The 20,514-nt window shown below is 74.7% G+C and carries 18 protein-coding genes; 13 read left to right on the forward strand and 5 right to left on the reverse strand.

Annotation, left to right across the window (positions count from 1 at the left end):
- Positions 1–364 precede the first annotated feature (364 nt).
- On the forward strand, positions 365–1,435 hold the full coding sequence (locus tag ACIPSA_RS41070; RefSeq protein WP_402644673.1) for an alpha/beta fold hydrolase: 1,071 nt from the start codon (positions 365–367) through the stop codon (positions 1,433–1,435).
- Here the strand turns inward: ACIPSA_RS41070 and ACIPSA_RS41075 are convergent.
- From ACIPSA_RS41075 to ACIPSA_RS41095, 5 genes are all read right to left on the reverse strand, one after another.
- Positions 1,432–1,701, reverse strand: a complete 270-nt coding sequence (locus ACIPSA_RS41075; protein ID WP_402644676.1) for a PqqD family protein — start codon at positions 1,699–1,701, stop codon at positions 1,432–1,434. The genes ACIPSA_RS41070 and ACIPSA_RS41075 overlap by 4 nt on opposite strands.
- Positions 1,702–1,880: 179 nt before the next feature.
- Positions 1,881–4,766, reverse strand: coding sequence for an ATP-binding protein (locus ACIPSA_RS41080; protein WP_402644679.1), 2,886 nt, complete (start codon positions 4,764–4,766; stop codon positions 1,881–1,883).
- A gap of 38 nt (positions 4,767–4,804) precedes the next feature.
- Entirely contained in the window at positions 4,805–5,584 is a 780-nt protein-coding gene (locus ACIPSA_RS41085) for an SDR family NAD(P)-dependent oxidoreductase (protein ID WP_402644682.1), read from the reverse strand.
- A gap of 132 nt (positions 5,585–5,716) precedes the next feature.
- Positions 5,717–7,231, reverse strand: coding sequence for an AMP-binding protein (locus ACIPSA_RS41090; RefSeq protein WP_402644685.1), 1,515 nt, complete (start codon positions 7,229–7,231; stop codon positions 5,717–5,719).
- Between the two features lie 114 nt (positions 7,232–7,345).
- Positions 7,346–8,302: an ACP S-malonyltransferase gene (locus ACIPSA_RS41095; RefSeq protein WP_402644687.1), complete on the reverse strand. Its 957-nt coding sequence runs from the start codon at positions 8,300–8,302 to the stop codon at positions 7,346–7,348.
- Between the two features lie 187 nt (positions 8,303–8,489).
- On the opposite strand from ACIPSA_RS41095, the gene ACIPSA_RS41100 reads away from it, so the two are divergent.
- The 12 genes from ACIPSA_RS41100 to mftF all read left to right on the forward strand — a co-directional run bounded on the left by ACIPSA_RS41100 (position 8,490) and on the right by mftF (position 20,513).
- The gene (locus ACIPSA_RS41100) at positions 8,490–9,128 is read left to right on the forward strand and encodes a TetR/AcrR family transcriptional regulator (RefSeq protein ID WP_402644690.1); all 639 of its coding nucleotides are present in this window, start codon (positions 8,490–8,492) and stop codon (positions 9,126–9,128) included.
- 116 nt (positions 9,129–9,244) lie between these two features.
- A complete protein-coding gene (gene mftA / locus ACIPSA_RS41105) occupies positions 9,245–9,337 on the forward strand; it encodes a mycofactocin precursor MftA (RefSeq protein ID WP_402644692.1) in 93 nt (30 codons plus the stop codon).
- Positions 9,338–9,349: 12 nt separating this feature from the next.
- A complete protein-coding gene (gene mftB, locus ACIPSA_RS41110) occupies positions 9,350–9,652 on the forward strand; it encodes a mycofactocin biosynthesis chaperone MftB (protein ID WP_402644694.1) in 303 nt (100 codons plus the stop codon).
- Positions 9,649–10,854, forward strand: coding sequence for a mycofactocin radical SAM maturase (gene mftC, locus ACIPSA_RS41115; RefSeq protein WP_402644697.1), 1,206 nt, complete (start codon positions 9,649–9,651; stop codon positions 10,852–10,854). The genes mftB and mftC overlap by 4 nt, the downstream gene beginning before the upstream one ends.
- 2 nt (positions 10,855–10,856) lie before the next feature.
- Entirely contained in the window at positions 10,857–12,851 is a 1,995-nt protein-coding gene (locus ACIPSA_RS41120) for an FAD-dependent oxidoreductase (protein ID WP_402644962.1), read from the forward strand.
- Positions 12,848–14,815, forward strand: a complete 1,968-nt coding sequence (locus ACIPSA_RS41125) for a mycofactocin system FadH/OYE family oxidoreductase 2 (RefSeq protein WP_402644700.1) — start codon at positions 12,848–12,850, stop codon at positions 14,813–14,815. Before ACIPSA_RS41120 ends, ACIPSA_RS41125 begins: the two co-directional genes overlap by 4 nt.
- Positions 14,812–15,768, forward strand: coding sequence for a mycofactocin-associated electron transfer flavoprotein alpha subunit (locus ACIPSA_RS41130; protein ID WP_402644701.1), 957 nt, complete (start codon positions 14,812–14,814; stop codon positions 15,766–15,768). Before ACIPSA_RS41125 ends, ACIPSA_RS41130 begins: the two co-directional genes overlap by 4 nt.
- Positions 15,758–17,089, forward strand: a complete 1,332-nt coding sequence (locus ACIPSA_RS41135) for an FAD-dependent oxidoreductase (RefSeq protein ID WP_402644704.1) — start codon at positions 15,758–15,760, stop codon at positions 17,087–17,089. Before ACIPSA_RS41130 ends, ACIPSA_RS41135 begins: the two co-directional genes overlap by 11 nt.
- Positions 17,086–17,397 (forward strand): ferredoxin family protein, encoded by a 312-nt coding sequence (locus tag ACIPSA_RS41140; protein WP_402644706.1) that lies wholly within the window; start codon positions 17,086–17,088, stop codon positions 17,395–17,397. The genes ACIPSA_RS41135 and ACIPSA_RS41140 overlap by 4 nt, the downstream gene beginning before the upstream one ends.
- Positions 17,394–18,248 carry a mycofactocin-associated electron transfer flavoprotein beta subunit gene (locus tag ACIPSA_RS41145; RefSeq protein ID WP_402644708.1) on the forward strand — a complete coding sequence of 285 codons (855 nt, stop codon included), beginning with the start codon at positions 17,394–17,396 and terminating at the stop codon, positions 18,246–18,248. Before ACIPSA_RS41140 ends, ACIPSA_RS41145 begins: the two co-directional genes overlap by 4 nt.
- Before the next feature lie 40 nt (positions 18,249–18,288).
- Positions 18,289–19,113 (forward strand): mycofactocin-coupled SDR family oxidoreductase, encoded by an 825-nt coding sequence (locus ACIPSA_RS41150; protein WP_402644711.1) that lies wholly within the window; start codon positions 18,289–18,291, stop codon positions 19,111–19,113.
- Positions 19,110–20,513 (forward strand): mycofactocin biosynthesis glycosyltransferase MftF, encoded by a 1,404-nt coding sequence (mftF, locus tag ACIPSA_RS41155; RefSeq protein WP_402644714.1) that lies wholly within the window; start codon positions 19,110–19,112, stop codon positions 20,511–20,513. Before ACIPSA_RS41150 ends, mftF begins: the two co-directional genes overlap by 4 nt.
- The last annotated feature ends 1 nt before the right edge of the window (position 20,514 follow it).

The raw sequence follows: 20,514 nt of genomic DNA on the forward strand, positions 1-20,514 counted from the left end.
GTTGCCGAAGGACGCCGTCTCCGACGTGAACCGGTCACCGGTGAGCTGCATACCGTCACCCGAGTCCCCCGCGAACCGGATGATCACCCGGTCGACGCGGCGGATCTCCTTGGCGGGTGAACTCCCCGTCATGGGGGGCGCGGTGGTTTCCACAGTCATACGTGTGTCGGCTCCTGTCGTTACGGGGCGGCAGCCCCTTGGCGATGCCGGGTCGGTCGTACACCTGGCCAGAGGCTAGTCAGGCTCGTTAGAGGGGCGCTTGTGTCGTCGTAGGCGGCTCAACGGTGGGTTGTCGTACGGCTGCGACACGACTTGGATAGCGATCACCTTGACGTTCTCTGACACACAGTGAGTGGGTGGGTTCGTGTTCGGACGGATTGTGACCAAGGTGGCCGGTGTGGGGGTGGCCGCTTCGGCGGCGGGGGTCCTCGTCCATCGGTCCCTGGTGCGGGGGCGGGACGCCCGGCTGTTACGCGTCGACGGCGACCGTGGCGTCGACGAGCAGTACTTCACGAGGATCGGCGGGATCGAGCAGTGGCTCTCGGTCCGCGGCGACGACGTGTCCAACCCGGTGCTGGTGGAAGTGCACGGCGGGCCCGGCTCGGTCACCTCGATATTCACCGCCCGGACCCGGGCGTGGGAGGAACACTTCACGCTGGTGCGCTGGGACATGCGCGGCGCCGGAAAGACCCTGCGGCGCGGCGGGGCACAGGGGCAGGGTGAGCTCACCTACCAGCGGCTGTACCAGGACGCGCTGGAGGTCGTCGACCACGTCCGCGCCCGGCTCGGGGTCGAGCGCGTGGTGCTGGTGGGACACTCGCTCGGCACGGGTTTCGGTGTGCGGCTGATCCGCGACCACCCCGAGCGTTTCTCCGCGTACGTGGGGATCGACCAGAACATCTACGACGGGGGCCGTGACGGATCCGCGTACAAGGAACTGCTGGAGCGGCTGCGTGCGGCGGGCCGGGACAAGCAGGTCGCCGAAGTGGAGGCCATGGGGCCCGATCAGCGCGTCTGGACGGCGGAGCAACACGCCCTCTACCACCGCTATGTGATGGCCGGCAACCCCGAGAGCTTCGCCGCCCTGAAGTCGGCGGTGCTGCCGTCGCTGTGGTTCTCGCCGCTGCACTCGCTGCCCGACCTGTCCGCGTTCTTCCAGGGCATGAAGCTGTCGGCGCGGATCTTCCCGGACACCGCCACCTTCGACGACTGGGCGGACGGAACGCGTTTCGAGGTGCCGTTCTTCGTCTTCCAGGGGGCGCACGACCTGGTCACTCCGCCCGGTCGGGCCCGTCGCTTCTTCGACGACGTCGAGGCGCCCGTCAAGCACTTCGAACTGGTCGAGGACGCCGCGCACTTCGCGGCGTACACACATCCCGACCGGTTCCTCGCCCTGCTCCTGGACCGGGTGCGCCCGCAGCTCAGCCCTGTCTAGAGGGCCGGCTGCAGCCAGCCCTCGGTGATCAGTTCGCGGGACCAGGCGTCCATCACCGTACGGACCTTGTCCCGGTCGGTGTCCCACAGGTGCGCCAGCGAGTCGACGGCGAGGTCCACGAAGCCGTCGCTGTGGCGCAGCGCGAACCACATCGTGGCGGCGAGGGGCGTGCAGCGGAATCCTTCCGTGCGGCCCTTCGCCCGCAGGGCGATCTGACCGTTCGCCAGAGCGGTGCTGGTCACTCCCTCACCCGGCACGACACGCATGGTCTTCTCCTCTCGACGGGGTCCCGCTCGGTGCTCCGGCCCGGTGTTCCGGCCGGTGCATCGAGCATCGCTCCACCGGGCCACGAGCGGCCATGGGTCTGGGCTCCGGCCGGGGGTGGTGCCGGCACCACCCTGCGGACGGGGCACAGACCGAGCACAGCGGTGGTGCGGGTGCCGGGTCAGCCCCGGCGGACGGCCTCGTGGACCGTCTCCGGCAGGCCCAGCAGCCGCAGGACGACCGGGGCGGTGGTACCGGGCACGGTCACCGCTTCGGCGGCCTGCCGGTAGCGCAACCGGGCCGTGGGCCCGTCACCGTGGGCCTCTGCGACGCGGGCGAGTCCGGCAAGGGTGCGTACCCGGTCGCCGATGCTCCTGACCCAGCGCGCGTCCAGCCGTTCGAGCGCCTCCCGGTACAGGCGCTCCGCCGTGGCCGGGTCCCCTTCCAGCAGCGCCAGGTCGCCGAGTCCGCGCAGGGCCGCCGCAAGGCAGGCCGGGCTGCCTACGCGGCGGGCCAGGGCCGCGGCCCGGGTGTAGTCGGCGCGGGCCGCGGCGAGGTCGGCCTCGGCCAGGTGGTCGCCCCGGGTGACCAGGAGGTCGGCGGTGTCCGCCGGGGCACCGAGCCGCTCGGTGAGGGCGAGTGCCTCGTCGGTGCGGGCGACCGCTTCCGGGTGGTCGCCGCGGCCGCCGGCCAGTGCGGCCAGGGCGTCCAGGGTCAGGGCCGTGCCCCAGCGGTCGCCGAAAGCGCGGAAGGTCTCGGCAGCGGTGTGGAGGGCGTGTTCGGCACGCGCGGGATCGTCCTCGCCGAGGGCGCCGAAGGCGGTGACGTACTGGGCGACGGCCCGCACCCAGGGGTCCGGGTCGTCGCGCCGGGCGGAGACGAGCGCGTGGGCGCGGTGCGCGTCGCCGTCGGCGGCATTGCGCAGCATCCACAGCAGCAGCGCGGCCGGATGGCGGCCCTGCCCGGTGCCCGACCAGACGGCTTCGAGGGCCGCCTCGGCGCGGGCCCGATGCCGGTGCCAGACCTGGCGGCCGTCCGTGCCGGAGGCCGCCAGCAGGACGCAGATCGCGAACTCCTCGTCGTGTCCGGCGGGGGGTTCGCCGTCCAGAGTCTCCAGGAGGGCGGCGGCGTACGGGGCGACGCAGGCGGGGATGCCGCGGATCCACAGGGCGTGCGCGCCGGCGGCGAGCAGGGTCAGGGCCGTGGCCGGTTCGGGGGCTCCGACCGCCCAGCGGACGGCGGCCAGGAGGTCGTCGTGCTCGGCGGTGAGCCGGGCCAGCCAGTCGAGCTGGGCGGAGCCGCGCAGGTGCGGGTCGGCGGTGCGGGCCAGGTCCAGGAGGTGCTCGGCGTGGGCGCGGCGGACGGTGCCGGGTTCGTCGGCCGCGTCGAGTTGCTCGGCGGCGTAGGCGCGGACGGTCTCCAGCATGCGGTAGCGGCCGTCGGCGGTCTCCAGGAGGGACTTGTCGGCCAGGGATTCCAGCATGTCCGGGTCGGTGCCGCACACCCGCAGTGCGGTGGACGCGGTCGCGCCCGAGGTGAAGACGGCGAAGCGGCGGGCGGCCCGGCGTTCGGGTTCGGGCAGCAGCTCCCAGCTCCAGGCGACCACCGAGCGCAGGGTCCGGTGCCGTCCGTCGGCGGTGCGGCCGCCGCGGGCGGCCATCCCGAGCCGGTCGTCCAGCCGCCGGGCGAGGTCGTCGAGGGCCAGGGTGCGCAGGCGCGCCGCCGCCAGTTCGATGGCCAGCGGCAGGTTGTCGAGGGCGTCGCACAGGCGCCGTACGGTGTCCGGGGCCGCGGCGACGCCAGGGCGGACGGCCGCGGCCCGGTCGGTGAAGAGGCGGACGGCCGCGTCGGGGTCGAGCGGCCGTACCGGGTGCAGGTGTTCGCCGATGATGCCCAGCGGCTCGCGGCTCGTGGCGAGGACGCGCAGGCGCGGGCACGCGGCCAGCAGCCGGGCGGTCAGTGTGGCGGTGGCCTCCAGGAGGTGCTCGCAGTTGTCCAGGACCAGCAGCAACGGCCGGTCGGACAGCGCGGTGGCCAGGCGGTCGGCCGGTGAGGGACCGTCCGCGCCGAGGTGGAGGCCGTTTCCGGGCAGGCCGAGCGCGCCGAGCAGGGCCTGCGGTACGGCCGTGTCGTCGCGCAGCGATGCCAGCTGGACGAAGCACACCTCGCCGGGCGTGCCGGCGGCGGCCTCGACGGCCAGCCGGGTCTTGCCGACACCGCCCGGTCCGGTCAGCGTGACCAGGCGGGCCCGGTGCAGCAGTGCGCCGAGTGCGTCGACCTCGGTGTCGCGCCCGACGAGCGCGGTCAGCTGGGAGGGGGGCCGGGCGGGGCTCGGCGCCGGGTCGGAGCGGAGCAACTCCTGGTGCAGGGCGGCGAGTTCGGGGGAGGGGTCGGCGCCCAATTCCTCGGCCAGGTGCTGTCGGGTCGCCTCGTACACCACCAGCGCCGCGGCTTGGCCGCCCTCGGCGGACAGCGCCCTCATCAGCAGGGCGGCCGGCCGCTCCCGCAGCGGGTGGCGTCTGGTCAGCTCCCGCAACTCCGGTATCGCCGTGCGGTGTTCACCGAGCCGCAGGTCGGCTTCCAGGCGGTCCTCAAGTGCGGCGAGCCGCAGCTCTTCCAGGCGTACGGCGGCGGCCCGCGCCGTCTGCGACTCGGGGAGGTCCGCCAGCGCCGGGCCCTGCCACAGCCCGAGTGCCTCGCGCAGCAGGGCCGTGGCCCGACCGGGGTCGCCCGTGCCCAGGGCGTCGCGGCCGCCCCGGGCCAGCCGCTCGAACCGGCCCGCGTCCACGGCGTCGTACGGCACGACGATCCGGTAGCCCCCGCCGGACCGTTCGATGGGCGCGGCGGGACCGAGGACCGAGCGCAGCCGGGACACCTGGGACTGCAGGGCGTGTGCGGACTGGGGGCCGGCGGGGTTGGCCTCCTCGGCCAGGCGGTCGGCCGGCACCGTCTCGCCTGCGCTGACGAGCAGCAGCGCGAGCAGCGCCCGGCGGGCCGGTCCGCCCAGCGGGAGTTCCGTTCCGTCGTCGTGCCGGGCCCGGGTCTCGCCGAGGATGGAAAACCGCATGCCGGTGATTATTCATCGGGGGCGGGTCGGGCGTCGGCTCACGCGGGCATGATCGGACCCAGGTAGGTGCCGCCGGAGACGTCGATGGTCTGGCCGGTGACGTAGCGGCCGCGGGGGCCGGCGAGGAAGCCGACTACGTCGGCGACGTCCTGCGGGTCTCCGAGGCGGCCCAGGGCCGTCATGGCCTCCAGCTCGGCGGCCACTTCGGGGACGTCCAGGTAGCCGGCGGTCAGCTCGGTGCGGATGGCGCCCGGGGCCACGGTGTTGACGGTGATGCCGCGTCGGCCGAGTTCGTTGGCGAGCGTCGGGGCCAGGGCCTCCAGGGCCGCCTTGGTGAGGGTGTAGCCGATCTGGACGGAGACGGCGAAGCGGCTGGCCGTCGAGCCCATGTTGATGACGCGGCCGCCGTCCTTCAGCAGCGGCAGCGCGCGCTGGGTGACGAAGAACGGGGCGCTGACGTTGACCTCGAAGAGCTGCCGCAGTTCCTCGGGGGTGACGTGGGCGATCGGGTGCCCGGAGCTGATGCCCGCGTTGTTGACGAGGATGTCCAGCCCGTTCAGTCCGCGTTCCGCCAGGCCCGAGGTCAGCTGCTCGAACAGCCGGTCCACCGCGTCCTGGGCGCCGAACCGGGCCCGTACCGCGAAGGCCCTGCCGCCCTCCTTCTCGATCCGCGCCACCGTCTGCTCGGCCGCGTGCGCGTCGGTGCCGTAGTGCACGGCGACACACGCGCCCTCGGCCGCCAGCCGCAGTGCTACGGCCCGGCCGATGCCCCGGGACGCGCCGGTCACCAGTGCCGTCCTGCCGGTCAGTTCGCCCATGGTCCCGCTCCTGTCATGTCCGCCCGTCTCCCCGGTGGAGCCGGTGTGGACATCACCCTGGCGAGCGGCGCTCACCGCACGCTCACCGCGGGCTCACCGCCGCTGCCGGGGCGCGGCGGAGCGGGATGCCGGTCAGGCGGCCGGGCGGGTCGGCTGGGCCAGGAGGGCGGTGGCCCGCTGGGTGAGCTCCTTGCGGTCCACCTTGCGGTTGGAGTTCAGCGGGAACTCCGGCACGTGCTCGAAGCGGCGGGGCAGCATGCCCTTGGGCAGCAGTTCGCGCAGGGCGCGGGCGAGTCGTGCGGCGGGTCGGGGATCGCCGGTGTAGTAGACGACGAGTTCGGTGCCCGACGGGGTGGTGGCGCCCACGGCGACCGCGTCCTGCACGCCTTCGCAGGAGCGCAGCTCGTGCTCGACCTCGGCGAGTTCCACGCGCCAGCCCTGGACCTGCACCTGGGAGTCGAGGCGCCCGAGGTAGACCAGCTCGCCGTCGGCCAGCCGGCGCACCCGGTCGCCGGTGCGGTACCAGCGGCGGCCGTCGCGCTCCACGAAGCGGCCCGCGTCGTCGGCGGGGTCGAGGTAGCCGGCCGACATCTGCGGGCCGGTGATGAGCAGTTCGCCCTCGACGGGGGTCTCCCGGTCGTCCTCGTCGACCAGGACGTGGTCGTGGCCCTGGTGCACGGCGCCGATGGGGACCAGTCCGTTGACGCTGCGCTCCGGCGAGGTCGCGGGGTCCCAGCGGTGGCCGGTGATGGTGACGGTCAGCTCGGTCGGCCCGTAGATGTTCTCCAGGGTGGAGGCGGGCGCGGCGGCCTGCCAGTCGACGGCGTCGTGCGCGCGCAGGGCCTCGCCGGCGAAGAAGCTCCAGCGCAGGCCGGGCAGTGCGTCCGGGGTCAGGCCGCCCATGCGGCGGACGAGGGAGATGGCGCTGGGCGTGGCGAACCACACGGTGATGCCGTGCCCGTCGAGGTAGGCCGGCAGATCGAGGTAGGCGGTCTGCGGGGTGACGTCGACGGTAGCCCCGGAGCCCCAGGCGCAGAACAGGTCGAACATCGCGCAGTCGAAGTTCAGGTCGAAGGTCTGCGAGAAGACGTCGTCGGGGGTGAAGTCGTAGCGGGCGTCGAGGAGTTCGAAGTAGTGCCGGGTGCTGCCGTGGCTGATCGGCACGCCCTTGGGACGGCCCGTGGAGCCGGAGGTGAACAGCATGTACGCGGTGTCGCCGGGCGAGGTGCCCGTGCGCGGCGCGGCCAGGGCGCGGTCCGGGGTGGGGTCGACGACCTCCAGCGCGGGCACGTCGTCGCCCAGGCCGGCCAGGACGGCCCGGCCCCGCTCGTCGGCGACCACCGCGGTGGCGCCGGACAGTTCGAGCATGTGCCGGGTGCGGGCCGCCGGGAAGTCGGGGTGCAGCGGGACGACGGTGGCGCCCGCGTACAGGGCGCCGAGGATGCCCGCGTACGCCGTCACGGTCTTGCCCGCCAGGATGCCGACGGCCTTCGAGCCGCAGAGGGAGCCCGCCCAGGTGAGTGCCTGCCGGTGCAGGTCCCGGTAGGTGATCGTCTCGGAGCCGATGCGCAGGGCCGGGCGGGCGGCGGAGAGGGCCAGTCCGCGCAGGAAGCGTTCGTGCAGGCCGCCGGGGTGCTGCTGGGTCATGGTTCCTCCGGAAGGGACGCGGCCGAGGGACTCGGCACGCGCGGGGCGCGGTGCGGGGCGGTGCGGGACGGGGTGCGTTCCCGTCGGGGGTGGCGCGGGTTCCGGCAAACCCCGTCAGGCCGCCACTGCCGTCGGGCGGCGCTTCGGGCGCAGGGCCAGGCGGGGGCTGGCGGGGACGACCTTGAAGTTCTTCGTGGCGACGCCGACCCGGCCGAAGAGGGCGTCCTGCCCGGCGACGTAGAGGGTGCCGACGCCCCGGTCACGCAGGGAGCCGAGAGCGGTCGGCCAGTCGACCGCGCGGACGCAGCAGTCGAGCAGCAGGTCCCTGATCTCCTCGCCGGTGGTCAGCAGGGTGCCGTCCTGGTCCGAGACGACCGCCAGGGTCGGGTCCCGGAACTCCAGGCCGTCCATCACCTCGACGGCCGCCCGGGCGCGCAGCGCGGCGAACGCCGCGGAGTGCATGGGCGGCCGCATGACGTACAGCGGCAGTCCGCCGGCCGCGCGGAGCCGCTGCTGGAGCCAGTCGAGCCGGGAGGCGCGCAGTGTGAGCATGCGGAAGTCCTCGTCGACCACACAGGTGACGTCGTACCACTCGTCCTCGTTGGCCAGTTCGGCAAGGATCTCGTCGAGGGCGGTGCCGGAGGTGCGGGTGAAGGACTGGGTGGCGACGTCCTCGGGGTACTCCTCGGCGAAGAACGCGTCGAGGCAGTGCGCGAACCGTTCGGTGAGGCGGACCCCGTCGGCGAAGGAAAGGGCGCCGGAGCGCACGGCGGTGGCCTTGCCGCCGAAGCTCGGTCCCGTGACGAAGGCGGGTTCGACGCCGAACTCGGCCTCGGCCCACCGGGCGAGGGCCAGGCAGTTCACGAAGAAGGCGACCTGGGCGTGGACCGAGTAGTCGCCCTCCGCTTCCCGGAAACGGTCGAAGAGTGAATAGCCGAGGGTGTCGTCGGCTTCCGCGACGAGTTCCCGGGCGAAGGGGTTGACAAGCATGAACTTGCCGACTTCAGCGAAGGGGGAGGGCCCCATCCCCGGAAATACCAGGGCGCTTTTCGTCCGGTTCTCATTCTTCATGGGGGCCAGTGTGGTGTCCGGCCGTCGGGCTCTTAACCCCTAGTTGCCCCTTAGCTTCGGCAGGCCCGCCCTGGATCCACAGGTCCCGCCCCGCACCGGCCGGGCGGCCCCGCCGGACCCCCTAGCCTTCCCGCACCAGTGCTTTAGGGGGTTTTCAGGGAGCGCCGAAGAGCGGACCCTGCCTGGGGTGGGACATCGCGAGGCTTTACTCCAGGGCGCGAAGCAGTGCCTGGCCGAAAAGGGATACGCGCGCACGACGGCCCGCGACATCGTCGCGGCGTCGGGCACGAACCTCGCCTCCATCGGCTACCACTACGGCTCCAAGGAGGCCCTGCTCAACGAGGCGCTGATCCAGTCCAACGTCGAGTGGGGTGCGGCGCTGAAGGCGGCGCTCGTCCGCGGCACGCGCGGCGGGGGCACGTCCCACGAGCGTGTCGAGGCCCTGTGGACCAAGGTGACGGAGCTGTTCGACCGGCACCGCGGACTGTGGGCGGCGAATTTCGAGGCGATCACCCAGGCTGGGCATTCTCCCGAGGTGCGCGCGGCGCTGGTGAAAGGGATGACGGAGGCACGGGTCGGCCTGGGCGAAATCCTGCCGGACGCAACGGGAGAAAAGCGGGACGGGCATACGGCCAGCGCGGTCGGCTCCTTCCACCAGGCGCTGATCACCGGGGTCATGGCCCAGTGGCTGATCGACCCGGAATCCGCCCCGACCGGCGGTGAGCTTTCCCTGGCGCTGCGCGCGATCACCGGTGATCCGCGCGCGGAATGGGACGCGGTGGACGCCGCGACTCAAACGGATCGGAAATCCGGCCGGGCCGCGTGAATTCCAGGCACTCGGCGCTGCACCACCCCTATTTTTCTAGGGGTGTTCGTTTTCGGTGGGCTCGCGCACCATTTCCTTCCAGGACCGTGCCACACGCAGCGGAGGGAGGATCTGCCATGGACGTCGAGGAGACGACGGCGGAGGCCGAGTACACCGAGGAGCTGCTCGTCGAAGAGGTGTCGATCGACGGTATGTGCGGCGTCTACTGACCGGAGGCCGTCGTGTTCACCCCCGAGCGCCCCTACCGGTGCTCCCCCAGCGTGGCGCTGCGCCCGGAGCCCTTCGGAGCCCTCGCCTACCACTTCGGCACCCGCCGGCTGTGCTTCCTGAAGACCCCCGAACTCGTCGCGGTCGTACGGTCGCTGGCCGACCACCCGGACGTGCACGCGGCGCTGGAGGCGGCCGGGCTGCCGGCCGGGCAGCGCACCGCCTACCTCGGCGCCCTCGCCGGTCTGGCCGCGGGCGGCCTGATCGAACCCCGTCCCGGGGAGCCGGCCGCCGACCGCCTGGAGGAAGCAGCGTGAAGCTCGTCGACCACTTCGAGAGCGGACTCGACGCCCCCATCTGCCTCACCTGGGAGCTGACCTACGCCTGCAACCTGGCGTGCGTGCACTGCCTGTCCTCCTCGGGCCGGCGCGACCCGAGGGAGCTGACCACGGCCGAGTGCAAGGCCGTGATCGACGAGCTGGAGCGCATGCAGGTCTTCTACGTCAACATCGGCGGCGGCGAGCCCACCGTGCGCCCCGACTTCTGGGAGCTCGTCGAGTACGCCACCGCCCACCACGTCGGCGTGAAGTTCTCCACCAACGGCGTGCGCATCACGCCCGAGCGGGCGAAATGGCTGGCCGCGAGCGACTACGTCGACGTGCAGATCTCCCTGGACGGGGCGACCGCCGAGGTCAACGACGCGGTGCGCGGTCCGGGTTCGTACGACACCGCGATGGCCGCGATCCGCAACCTCGCCGACGCGGGCATGCGCGACTTCAAGCTCAGCGTGGTGGTGACCCGGCACAACGCCGGCCAGCTCGACGACTTCAAGGCCATCGCCGACGCCCACGGCGCCCAGCTGCGCATCACCCGGCTGCGGCCCTCCGGGCGCGGCGCCGACGTGTGGGACGAGCTGCACCCCACCGCCGAGCAGCAGCGCACGCTGTACGAGTGGCTGCTGGCGCACGGCGAGCACGTGCTGACCGGCGACTCCTTCTTCCACCTCAACGCCCTCGGCCCGGCCACGCTGCCGGGCCTGAACCTGTGCGGGGCGGGCCGGGTGGTGTGCCTGATCGACCCGGTCGGCGACGTCTACGCCTGCCCGTTCGCCATCCACGACACCTTCCTCGCCGGCAACGTGCGCTCGCCGGGCGGCTTCACCGCCGTGTGGCGCGAGTCGGCACTGTTCGCCGAGCTGCGCTCCCCGCAGACCGGCGGCGCCTGCACCGCCTGCTCGGCGTACGACGCCTGCCGCGGCGGCTGCATGGCGGCGAAGTTCTTCACCGGCCTGCCGCTGGACGGACCGGACCCCGAGTGCGTGAAGGGCAACGGGGAGCGGGCGCTGGCCGCGGTCGGCGCGGGCACGGCCCCGCGGCCCGGTGCCGACCATTCGCACCGCACGCGCTCCGGACCGGTACCGGTGGTCATCGGCCGCCGGCCGCCCGGCGCCGTGCCCGACCGGGCCTGTGACACCGACCCGCTGGCCGGGTTCGCGCCCGGCCGCCCGGGGGCGGCGTGACCATGCGTCTGACCGAGCCCGTCGCACTGGGCCCGCGCACCGCCCCCAGCCGGGTGGTGTTCGGGCCGCACGAGACCAACCTGGCCCGCCGCCGGGAACTGTCGGACCGGCACGTCGCCTACTACGCGCGGCGCGCGGCCGGCGGCGCCGGACTGATCGTCACCGAGACGGCGAGCGTGCACCCCTCCGACTGGCCCTACGAGCGCGCCCCGCTGGCCGCGGACTGCGGCCCCGGCTGGGCGGCCGCCAAGGCGGCCTGCGCGCCGTACGGGACGCTGGTGGTGGCCTCCCTAGGGCACGCCGGATCGCAGGGCTCCTCCGCGTACCACCAGTCGGCGCTGTGGGCGCCGTCCCGGGTCGCCGACGTGGTGAGCCGGGAGCTGCCGATGGAGCTGGAGGAGACCGAACTCGCCGCGCTGCGCGAGGGGTTCGGGGCGGCCGCCCGGCTCGCGGCCGGCTCCGGGCTGGACGGGGTGGAGATCGAGGCCGGGCAGTACAGCCTGCTGCGCCAGTTCCTGTCCGGGCTGACCAACCAGCGCCAGGACGCCTACGGCACCGACCGGCTCCGGCTGGTGCGGGAGGTGCTGCACACGGTGCGCGAGGCGGTGGGCGACGGCCGGCTGCTGGGACTGCGTCTGTCCTGCGACGAGCTCGCGCCGTGGGCCGGCATCACCCCGCAGCATGCCGAGGACTTCGCCCGCGAGCTGGCCCCGCTGCTCGACTACCTGGTGGTGGTGCGCGGTTCGGCCATGTCCACCTCCGCCACCCGGCCCGACTTCCACACCCCGCCCGGCTTCAACACCGACCTGTGCGCCGCCGTGCGCACCGCGGTGGCCGGGGCGGTGCCCGTCGTGCTGCAGGGCTCGGTGACCGACCCCGCGCACGCCCAGCGCGCGCTGGACGACTCGGTCGCCGACCTGGTGGAGATGACCCGCGCCCAGATCGCCGATCCCGAGCTGGTCGCGCTGGTGCGCTCCGGCCACCCGGAGCGGGTGCGGCCGTGTGTGCTGTGCAACCAGAAGTGCCGCGTACGGGACAACCGCAACCCGGTGGTCTCGTGCGCCGTGGACCCCCGCAGCGGCCACGAGACCGAGGACCCGCCCGAATTCCCCCGCGGGCGGGAGCCGGTGACCGAGGCCGCTGCGGAGCGGGAGGCGGATGCTCCCGGGAGGCCCGAAGGCGTGCCTCCCGGGACGTCCGGCACACGGCGGGACGCCGTCCTGGTCGTGGGCGGCGGGCCCGCGGGGCTGGAGGCCGCGCGGGTACTGGCCGGGCACGGACACCGCGTCGAACTGGTGGAACGCGCGGAGCGGCTCGGCGGCCTGCTGCGGATCGCGGGCGAGCGCTGGACACCGCTGCTGGACTGGCTGGAGTCGGAGGTACGGCGGCTGGGCGTCGTCGTACGCACCGGCGCCGCCGCCGGCCGCGAGGACCTGGCCGGCCGCCGGGTCGTACTGGCCACCGGATCGCGCCCCGGCCCGCGCCGGTACGACGTCGACGGCGGTACGGTCCTGGAGGCCGCCGAACTGCTGGCGGCCGGCGCCGAACTGCCCGACGGCCCCGTGCTGGTCGACGACCCGGTCGGGGACGCGACCGGCGTCGCCCTCGCCGAGCGGCTGGCCGACGGGGGCCGGGCCGTCACGATCGTCACCCAGGACCAGGTGGCCGGCACCCAGCTGGCGCTCACCGGCGACCTCGCCGACGCCCACGCGCGGTTGCGGCGCGCCGGGGTGAGCCTGCTGCGCCGCACCGTGCTGCGCGCCGTGCTCGCGGACTCCGCCCTGGTGGAGGACGTCATCACCGGCGAGCAGCACAAGGTGGAGTGCGCGGCCGTGGTGCACTGCGGGCACCGGCTGCCCGACACCTCCCTGGACGCCCCGGACGGTGCCGTCCGCGCGGGCGACTGCGTGGCGCCGCGCACCGTGCACGAGGCACTCCTGGAGGGCCGGCGCGCGGCCCTCGCGCTGTGCGGCGCGGAAGGGGGCGCGGCCCGATGAGCCGGCTCAGGCTGCTGTTCTCACCACTCCGGCTCGGCCCGCTCACGCTGGCCAACCGGATCGTGTTCTCCGCGCACCTGACCAACTACGCCGAGGACGGCCTGCCCAGTGAGCAGCACGCGGCGTACTACTCGGCGCGGGCGGCCGGCGGCGCCGGGCTGATCATCACCGAGGAGCACTCCACCCACGCGACCGACTGGCCGTACGAGAAGCTGATCCACGGCTTCAGGCCGGAGGTCGTGGCCGGCTACCGGCGTGTCACCGAGGCGGTGCACGCGCACGGCACCCCGATCCTCGCCCAGCTCAACCACAACGGCGGCCAGGCCTCCTCGATGTACTCCCGGCTGCCGGTGTGGGCGCCCTCGCCGGTGCCCGACCCGCTGTTCCGGGAGGTGCCCAAGGCGGTCACCACCGCGGAGATCGCCGAGATCGTCGCCGGGTACGGCACGGTGGCCGGACACTGCGCGGACGGCGGCTTCGACGGGGTCGAACTCCAGTGCTCGCACTCCTCGATCGTGCGCGGCTTCCTGTCCCCCGCCACCAACCTGCGCACCGACGCCTACGGCGGCCCGCTGGAGCACCGCGCGCGGATCCTGCTGGAGATCGTCGACGCGGTGCGCGAGGCCATCGGCCCCGAGCGGGTGCTGGGCGTGCGGATATGCGGCGACGAGCTCCTCGACGGCGGCACCACCATCGAGGAGGCCGTCGAGACGGCCCGGCTGGTGGAGGCCACCGGCAAGGTCGACTACATCAACACCTCGATCGGCGTGGCCACCTCGACCCTCTACATGATCGAGGCGTCGATGTCGGTGCCGCCCGGCTACGCCCTGTTCGTCTCCAACGCCATCCGCAAGGCGGTACGGCTGCCGGTCATCGGCGTCGGCCGCATCAAGGACCCGGTGCAGGCCGAACGGGCCCTGGCCGAGGGGCACTGCGACCTGGTCGGCGTGGTGCGCGGACAGATCGCCGACCCCGACTTCGCCGCCAAGGCCCGCGCCGGGCACACCCCGCACATCCGCACCTGTCTGTCCTGCAACCAGGAGTGCGTGGGCCGCATGGGCCTCAACCGCTGGCTCGGCTGCATCGAGAACCCGCGCGCGGGGCGCGAGGCGGTGCCGCTGCCCGCCCCGGGCCCGCGGCCGCGCCGCGTTCTGGTCGTCGGCGGCGGCCCGGCCGGGCTGCAGGCGGCGGCGACGGCGGCGCGGCGCGGGCACGAGGTGACGCTGTACGAGCGCTCGGCGGCCACCGGGGGCCAGGTGGCGACGGCCGCCACGGCGCCCACCCGCGCCGAGTTCCTCGACGTCGTACGCAATCTGCTGGCCGAGTGCCTGCGCCACGGGGTGGAGATCCGCACCGGCGTCGAGGCCACCGCCGAGTCGCTGCGCGCCGAGTCGCCCGACGCCGTCGTGCTCGCCACCGGGGCCCGGCCCCAACCGCCCCACTGGGCGGGGGAGCTGAAGCGGATCGTGGACGTCCGGGACGTCCTGGAGGGCCGCGCCGCGCCGGTGGCCGGGCAGCGGGTCCTCGTCGTCGACGAACTCGGCTTCCACCAGGCCACCTCGGTGGCCGAAGTGCTGGCCGACCGGGGCTGCCGGGTGCGGATCAGCACGCCCGGGATGGTGGTCGGGCAGGACCTGGGCATCACGCTCGACCTGGAGACGTACACCGTGCGCGCCCACGCCAAAGGCATCGGACACGCCACCGACCAGGTGGTGATGGGGGCCCGGCCGAGCGGGGAGGGGGACGGGGCCGTGGAGCTGGACATCCTCACGCACACCACGGGGACCATGGCGCAGGAGCACTACGACTGGGTGGTCTGCGCGCTGCAGCAGACGCCGGAGGACGCCCTCTGGCACGCGCTGAGGGACGCGCCGTTCCCCGTGCACCGCGCGGGCGACTGCCTCGCCCCGCGCCGCGCCCACGCCGCGGTCGTCGAGGGCCACCGGGCGGGGGCGGCGCTGTGAACGCCGTGCTTGCGTCGCGGGTCGCCGTGCTGGTCGTGCGGGACGGGGTGTTGCCGCTCGGCGCCGACGAGGCCGTCGCCGAGGCCGACGGGGCCGTGGTGGTGGCCGGTTCGGACGTCGGTGCGGCGGCCGGCGGGCTGGTCGCCGCCCGGCGGGTGTGGCTGGCTGAGAGCGGCACCGCGCCCGCGGCCCTGGCCGTCGCGCTCGCGCCGGTGCTCGCGCCGGTGCACACCGTGGTGCTGCCCAACTCTCCCGACGGGCGCGACCTGGCGCCCCGGCTGGCCGTAGAGCTGGGGCGGCCGCTGCTGGCGGGCGCCCTCGAAGTCCTGCCGCACGGGGCCGACGTGCTGCGCCTGGGCGGGAGCGGACTGGTCGAACTCACCGTGGACGGGCCGTTCGTGGCCACGCTGGAGCCCGGGGTGCGCGGTGCGGCACCGGTGCCCGGGCCACCGGAGACGACCGGGCTGACCCTGCCGTACGACACCGGCGGCGTACCGGACGCGGTGCACGTCGCCGCCCTCGACGCGTCGGCCGACGCCGGTGACCTGGCCGGCTCCCGGCGGCTGCTCGGCGCGGGCGGCGGGCTCGGCGGGCCGCAGGCGGTGGCCCTGCTCACCGAGGCCGGCGCCGCCCTGGGCATGGCGGTGGGTGCCACCCGGGTGGTCACCGACGCGGGCTGGCTGGAGTACGCCCGGCAGATCGGCACCACCGGCGTCACGGTCGACCCCGACCTGTACGTCGCCTTCGGCGTCTCGGGCGCCCCGCACCACACCGGCGGACTCGGCTCGCCGCGCCATGTGGTGAGCGTGAACACGGACCCGTACTGCCCCATGACCGCGATGGCCGACCTGGGCATCGTGGCCGACGCGCCCGCCGTGCTCGCCGCCCTGGTACGGCTGCTCACCGCCGGCGCCGCCGGCGCCGACGGCGGGGAGGCGCGCGATGCCGCCTGAGACGAACGGCGCGCCCGCCTTCGACGTGGTCGTCGTCGGCGCGGGCCCGGCCGGTTCGGCCGCCGCGCTGGAGGCGGCCCGGGCCGGGATGTCGGTGGCGCTGCTGGAGCGCGGACCGTATCCGGGTGCCAAGAACGTGTACGGCGGTGTCGTGTACGGGCGGATCCTGGACGAGCTCGTACCCAACTGGTGGGAGCACATGCCCGTGCAGCGCTGGGTGACCCGGCGCTCCACCATGATGCTCACCGGACACCAGGCCCTCACCGTCGACTTCCGCACCGAGGACTGGGGCCGCCCCCCGTACAACGGCGCCACCGCCTTCCGTTCCGAGCTGGACGGCTGGCTCGCCTCCCTCGCCCAGGACGCCGGTGCCGTCCTGGTGCCCGCGACCACCGCCACCGGCCTGCTGCGCGACGGGGCCGGCCGGGTCACCGGGGTGCGCACCGACCGGCCCGACGGCGACCTGACCGCCCGGATCGTCATCGCCTGCGACGGCGTCAACTCCTTCCTCGCCAAGGAGGCGGGGCTGTTCGCGAAGGTGCCGGGCAAGCAGGCCGAGCACACCTCGCTGGGTGTGAAGGAGACCCTCGCCCTGCCCCGCGAGGTGGTCGAGGAGCGGTTCGGGCTGAGCGGGCGGCACGGCCAGGACATCGAGGTCCTCGGCTGCACCGGCGGCATCCCCGGCGGCGGGTTCCTCTACACCAACCTGGAGTCCGTCAGCGTCGGCGTGGTGCTGTCGCTCACCGGGCTCGCCGCGTCCGGCACCCGCCCCGAGGCGGTGCTGGCCGGGATGAAGGAGCACCCGGCGATCGCCCCGCTGCTGCGCGGCGCCGAACTCAAGGAGTACTCCGCCCACCTGATCCCCGAGGGCGGCTACGACACCATGCCCGAGCTCACCGGCGACGGCATCCTGGTGGCCGGCGACGCGGCCGCCATGTGCCTGGCCGCCGGTGTCTGGCTGGAGGGCGTCAACTACGCGCTGGGCGCGGGCATGTACGCCGGCCGGGCCGCCGCCGCGGCGGTCACCGCCGGGGACACCTCCCGTGCGGGGCTGGCCGGTTACCGCAGGCTGCTGGAGGAGTCCTTCGTCCTGGCCGACCATCGCAGGCTGCGCCGGGTGCCGGGACTGGTCTTCTCCGACCGGGTGCAGCAGTCGTACCCGGGGCTGCTGTGCGACGTGGCCCAGGGGTTCTTCACGGTCGACAACCCGCGTCCCAAGCCGGGCCTGCGCCGGCTCCTGACGGGCGCGGCCCGCCGGCGCGGCGTGCGGCTGCGCCACCTGCTGTCCGACGCGTTCACCGGAACGAGGTCCTTCGGATGACCCAGACACCCACCGGCGACGCCCGCCCCGGCGTCTCCTTCGAGGACCGCATGGCCACCGTGGACTTCCGCGTCGCCGAGAAGGCGCACATCACGGTCGACACCGACGTGTGCCGCTCCTGCGAGGTCCGCGCCTGCGTGCACTCCTGCCCCGCCGACCTGTTCGTGCCCACCGGCGACGGCGGGATCCTCTTCAACTACGAGCAGTGCTTCGAGTGCGGCACCTGCTACCAGGTCTGCGACGCCCCCGGCGCCATCTCCTGGACCTACCCCGAGGGCGGCCACGGCGTCGCCTTCCGGCAGGGGTGAGCGCCGTGCTGGTGGCCGTCGCGCTGCGCTGGGCGGACCCGCGCGTCACCGCGCACCCCCTGACCGGCACGGCCCCCACCGCGCCGTACGCGGCCGGGGCGGGCCCGGCGGACCGGTGCGCCCTGGAGCACGCGCTGCGGCTGGCCGAACGGCTCGGCGGGCGCTGTCTGGCGGTGACCGTGGGTCCCGCCGGGGCCGAGGAGATGCTGCGCGAGGCGCTGGCCGCCGGCGCCGACGAGGCGCTGCGTGTCGAGGGCCCCGACGGCGACGAGGCGGCCACCGCCCACAGTCTGCTGACCGGCCTCGCCTCCCGGGGCCGGACACCTGACGTGGTGGTGTGCGGCGACCGCTCCGTGGACCGGGGCACCGGCGCCACACCGGCCCACCTGGCCGCTCGGCTGGGATGGGCGCAAGCGCTGGGGCTGGTGGAGTTGTCGGTCGGTGACGTCGTGCCGGAGGGGGCGCGGCTGAGGGCCGTACGGCGGCTGGACGGTGGACGGGCCGAGGAGCTTCAGGTGCCGCTGCCCGCGGTGTGCTCGGTCGAGCCGGGGACGGTACGGCCGCGCCGGGCGCCCCTCGCCACGGCCCTCGCGGCGCGCCGGGCCGAGATCCCCGTGGTGCGGGTGACCGCCCCGGAGGGAGCTGCCGTGCGGGCGGGCCGGGTGCGCCCCTACCGGCCGCGTGCCAAGGTGCTGCCCGGCCCCGAGGGCGGCACCCGGCAGCGGCTGCTCGCCCTCACCGGCGCCCTCGCCCCGCCGCGCACCCCGCCCCGTGTGGTGACCCCCGACTCCCCCGAGGAGGCGGCCGAGTTGCTGCTCGCGCATCTGCGGGAGCACGGCGCGGAGGCGTAGCCGGAAAGGATGGAGGCGTAGCCGAGAAAGGACTTGGAGCATGGATCCCGCATCCCCAGCCGCCCCGCGCCGTACCGCATCCGGGCGGCGCACGGCCGTCGTCACCGGGGCCGCGCGCGGCATCGGCGCGGCCGTGGTGGAGCGGCTGGCCGCGGACGGCTGGCTGGTGGTAGCCGTGGACGTGTGCCGCGACCTGCCCGGCGTCGGTTACCCGCTGGGCACCGAGAAGGAACTCGACGCCCTCGCGGACCGCTGGCCGGACGCGGTGCTGCCGATGGTGGCCGACGTCCGCGATCAGGCGGCGCTGGAGGCCGCGGTCGAACTGGCCCGCCGGCACTCCGGGGAACTGCACGCCGCCGTGGCCGCGGCGGCCGTGATGGTCGGCGGGCGGCCGCTGTGGGAGACCACCGACGGCGAGTGGGACGCCCTGTTCGAGATCGGGGTGCGCGGGGTGGCCAACCTCGCGCGCGCCGCCGTACCCCGGCTCCTGGCCCAGCCCGAGCCGCGCTCCGGCCGGTTCGTCGCCCTCGCCTCGGCGGCCGCCCACCACGGGCTGTGGCACCTGGCCGGGTACAACGCGGCCAAGCACGCGGTGGTGGGCCTGATCCGGGGGCTGGCCGCCGACCTGCGCGGCACCGGGATCACCGCCACCGCTGTCTCCCCCGGTTCCACCCGCACCGCGATGCTGCGGGCCAGCGCCGGTCTCTACGGGCTTGAGGACACCGCCGAGTTCGCCCGGCACCAGCTGCTCGACCGACTGCTGGAGCCGGAGGAGGTGGCGGCAGCGGTGTGCTGGCTGTGCGGCCCGGAGGCGTCCGCCATCACCGGCACGGTCGTCCACGCGGACGGAGGTTTCATGCCATGAGCACCGTGACTCCCGAAGGCACCGAGGATTTCCCGCGGCTGCGCCTGACCCCGGACCCGTCCCTCAGCCGCCTGTCCGGCGGCCGTACCCTGCTCGGCGGCTCGCCCTACCGGGTGCTGCGGCTGACCGAGGCCGGGGCGCGGCTGGTGGAGGGCTGGCTGGACGGGGCGGCGGTGGCCGACCGGCCGGGGCAGCGGCGGCTGGCCGGCCAGCTGGTCTCCGCCGGACTGGTCCATCCGCGGTACGAGGCGGGCCCGTTCACCGCGGCCGACGTCACCGCGGTGGTCCCGGTCCGTGACCGCCCCGAGGTGACCGCGACCCTCGGGGCACTGGCGGGCCTCGCCGGTGCCGTGGTCGTGGACGACGGTTCCGCCGTGCCGCTGCCGGGCGCCACCGTGCGGCACCCCGCCTCGCGCGGCCCCGCCGCCGCGCGCAACAGCGGCTGGCAACGGGCCGGTACGGAGCTGGTGGCGTTCCTGGACGCGGACGTGGTGCCCGAACCGGGCTGGCTGGACGCGCTGTTGCCGCACTTCGCGGACCCGCGCGTGGCCGCGGTGGCGCCACGCGTGCGCAGCCGGCCGGGCGGCACCGCGCTGGAGCGGTACGAACAGGAGCGCTCCCCCCTCGACCTGGGCCCGCTGCCCGCCGTGGTCCGTCCCGGCAGCCGGGTCGGCTACGTCCCCACGGCCGCCCTCGTCGTACGGCTCTCCGCCCTGCGCGCACTGGGCGGTTTCGACGAGTCGATGCGTTTCGGCGAGGACGTCGACCTGGTGTGGCGGCTGGCCGACCGGGGGCAGCTGGTGCGCTACGAACCGGCGTCCGAGGTGCGGCACGCGCCCCGCTCCCGCTGGTCGGCGTGGGCGCGTCAGCGCTTCGACTACGGCACCTCGGCCGCGCCGCTGGCACTGCGCCACGGCGGTGCGGCGACGCCGCTGCGTGTGTCGCCGTGGACGCTGGCGTGCTGGGCTGCGGTCGCCGCCGGGCGGCCGGCCGCGGCCGCCGGGACCGCCCTGATCACGGCGTCGCTGCTGCCGCGCAAGCTGCACGGCGTGGGGGTGCCGGCCGAGGAGTCCGTCGCCCTGGCCCTGCGCGGTCACTGGGGAGCGGGCCGGCTGTTCGCCGACGCGGTCACCCGGTCGTGGTGGCCGGTGGCGGTGCCCGCCCTCGCCGCCTCCCGCAACGGGAGGCTGCTCCTGGCCGCCGCGTGGTCCCGGCACATCACCGACTGGCGCAAACTGCGCCCCCCGCTGCCCCTCCCCCAGTGGCTCACCGCCCGCATCGCCGACGACCTCGCCTACGGTGCCGGCGTCTGGTGGGGCGCTCTGCGCCACCGCACCCTGGCACCCCTGCGCCCAGACACCTCGCCCTGGCCGGGGCGGGACGGGGTACGGCGGCTGTGAG

The organism is Streptomyces sp. NPDC086549, assembly GCF_044746205.1.
Classification (GTDB): Bacteria; Actinomycetota; Actinomycetes; order Streptomycetales; family Streptomycetaceae; genus Streptomyces.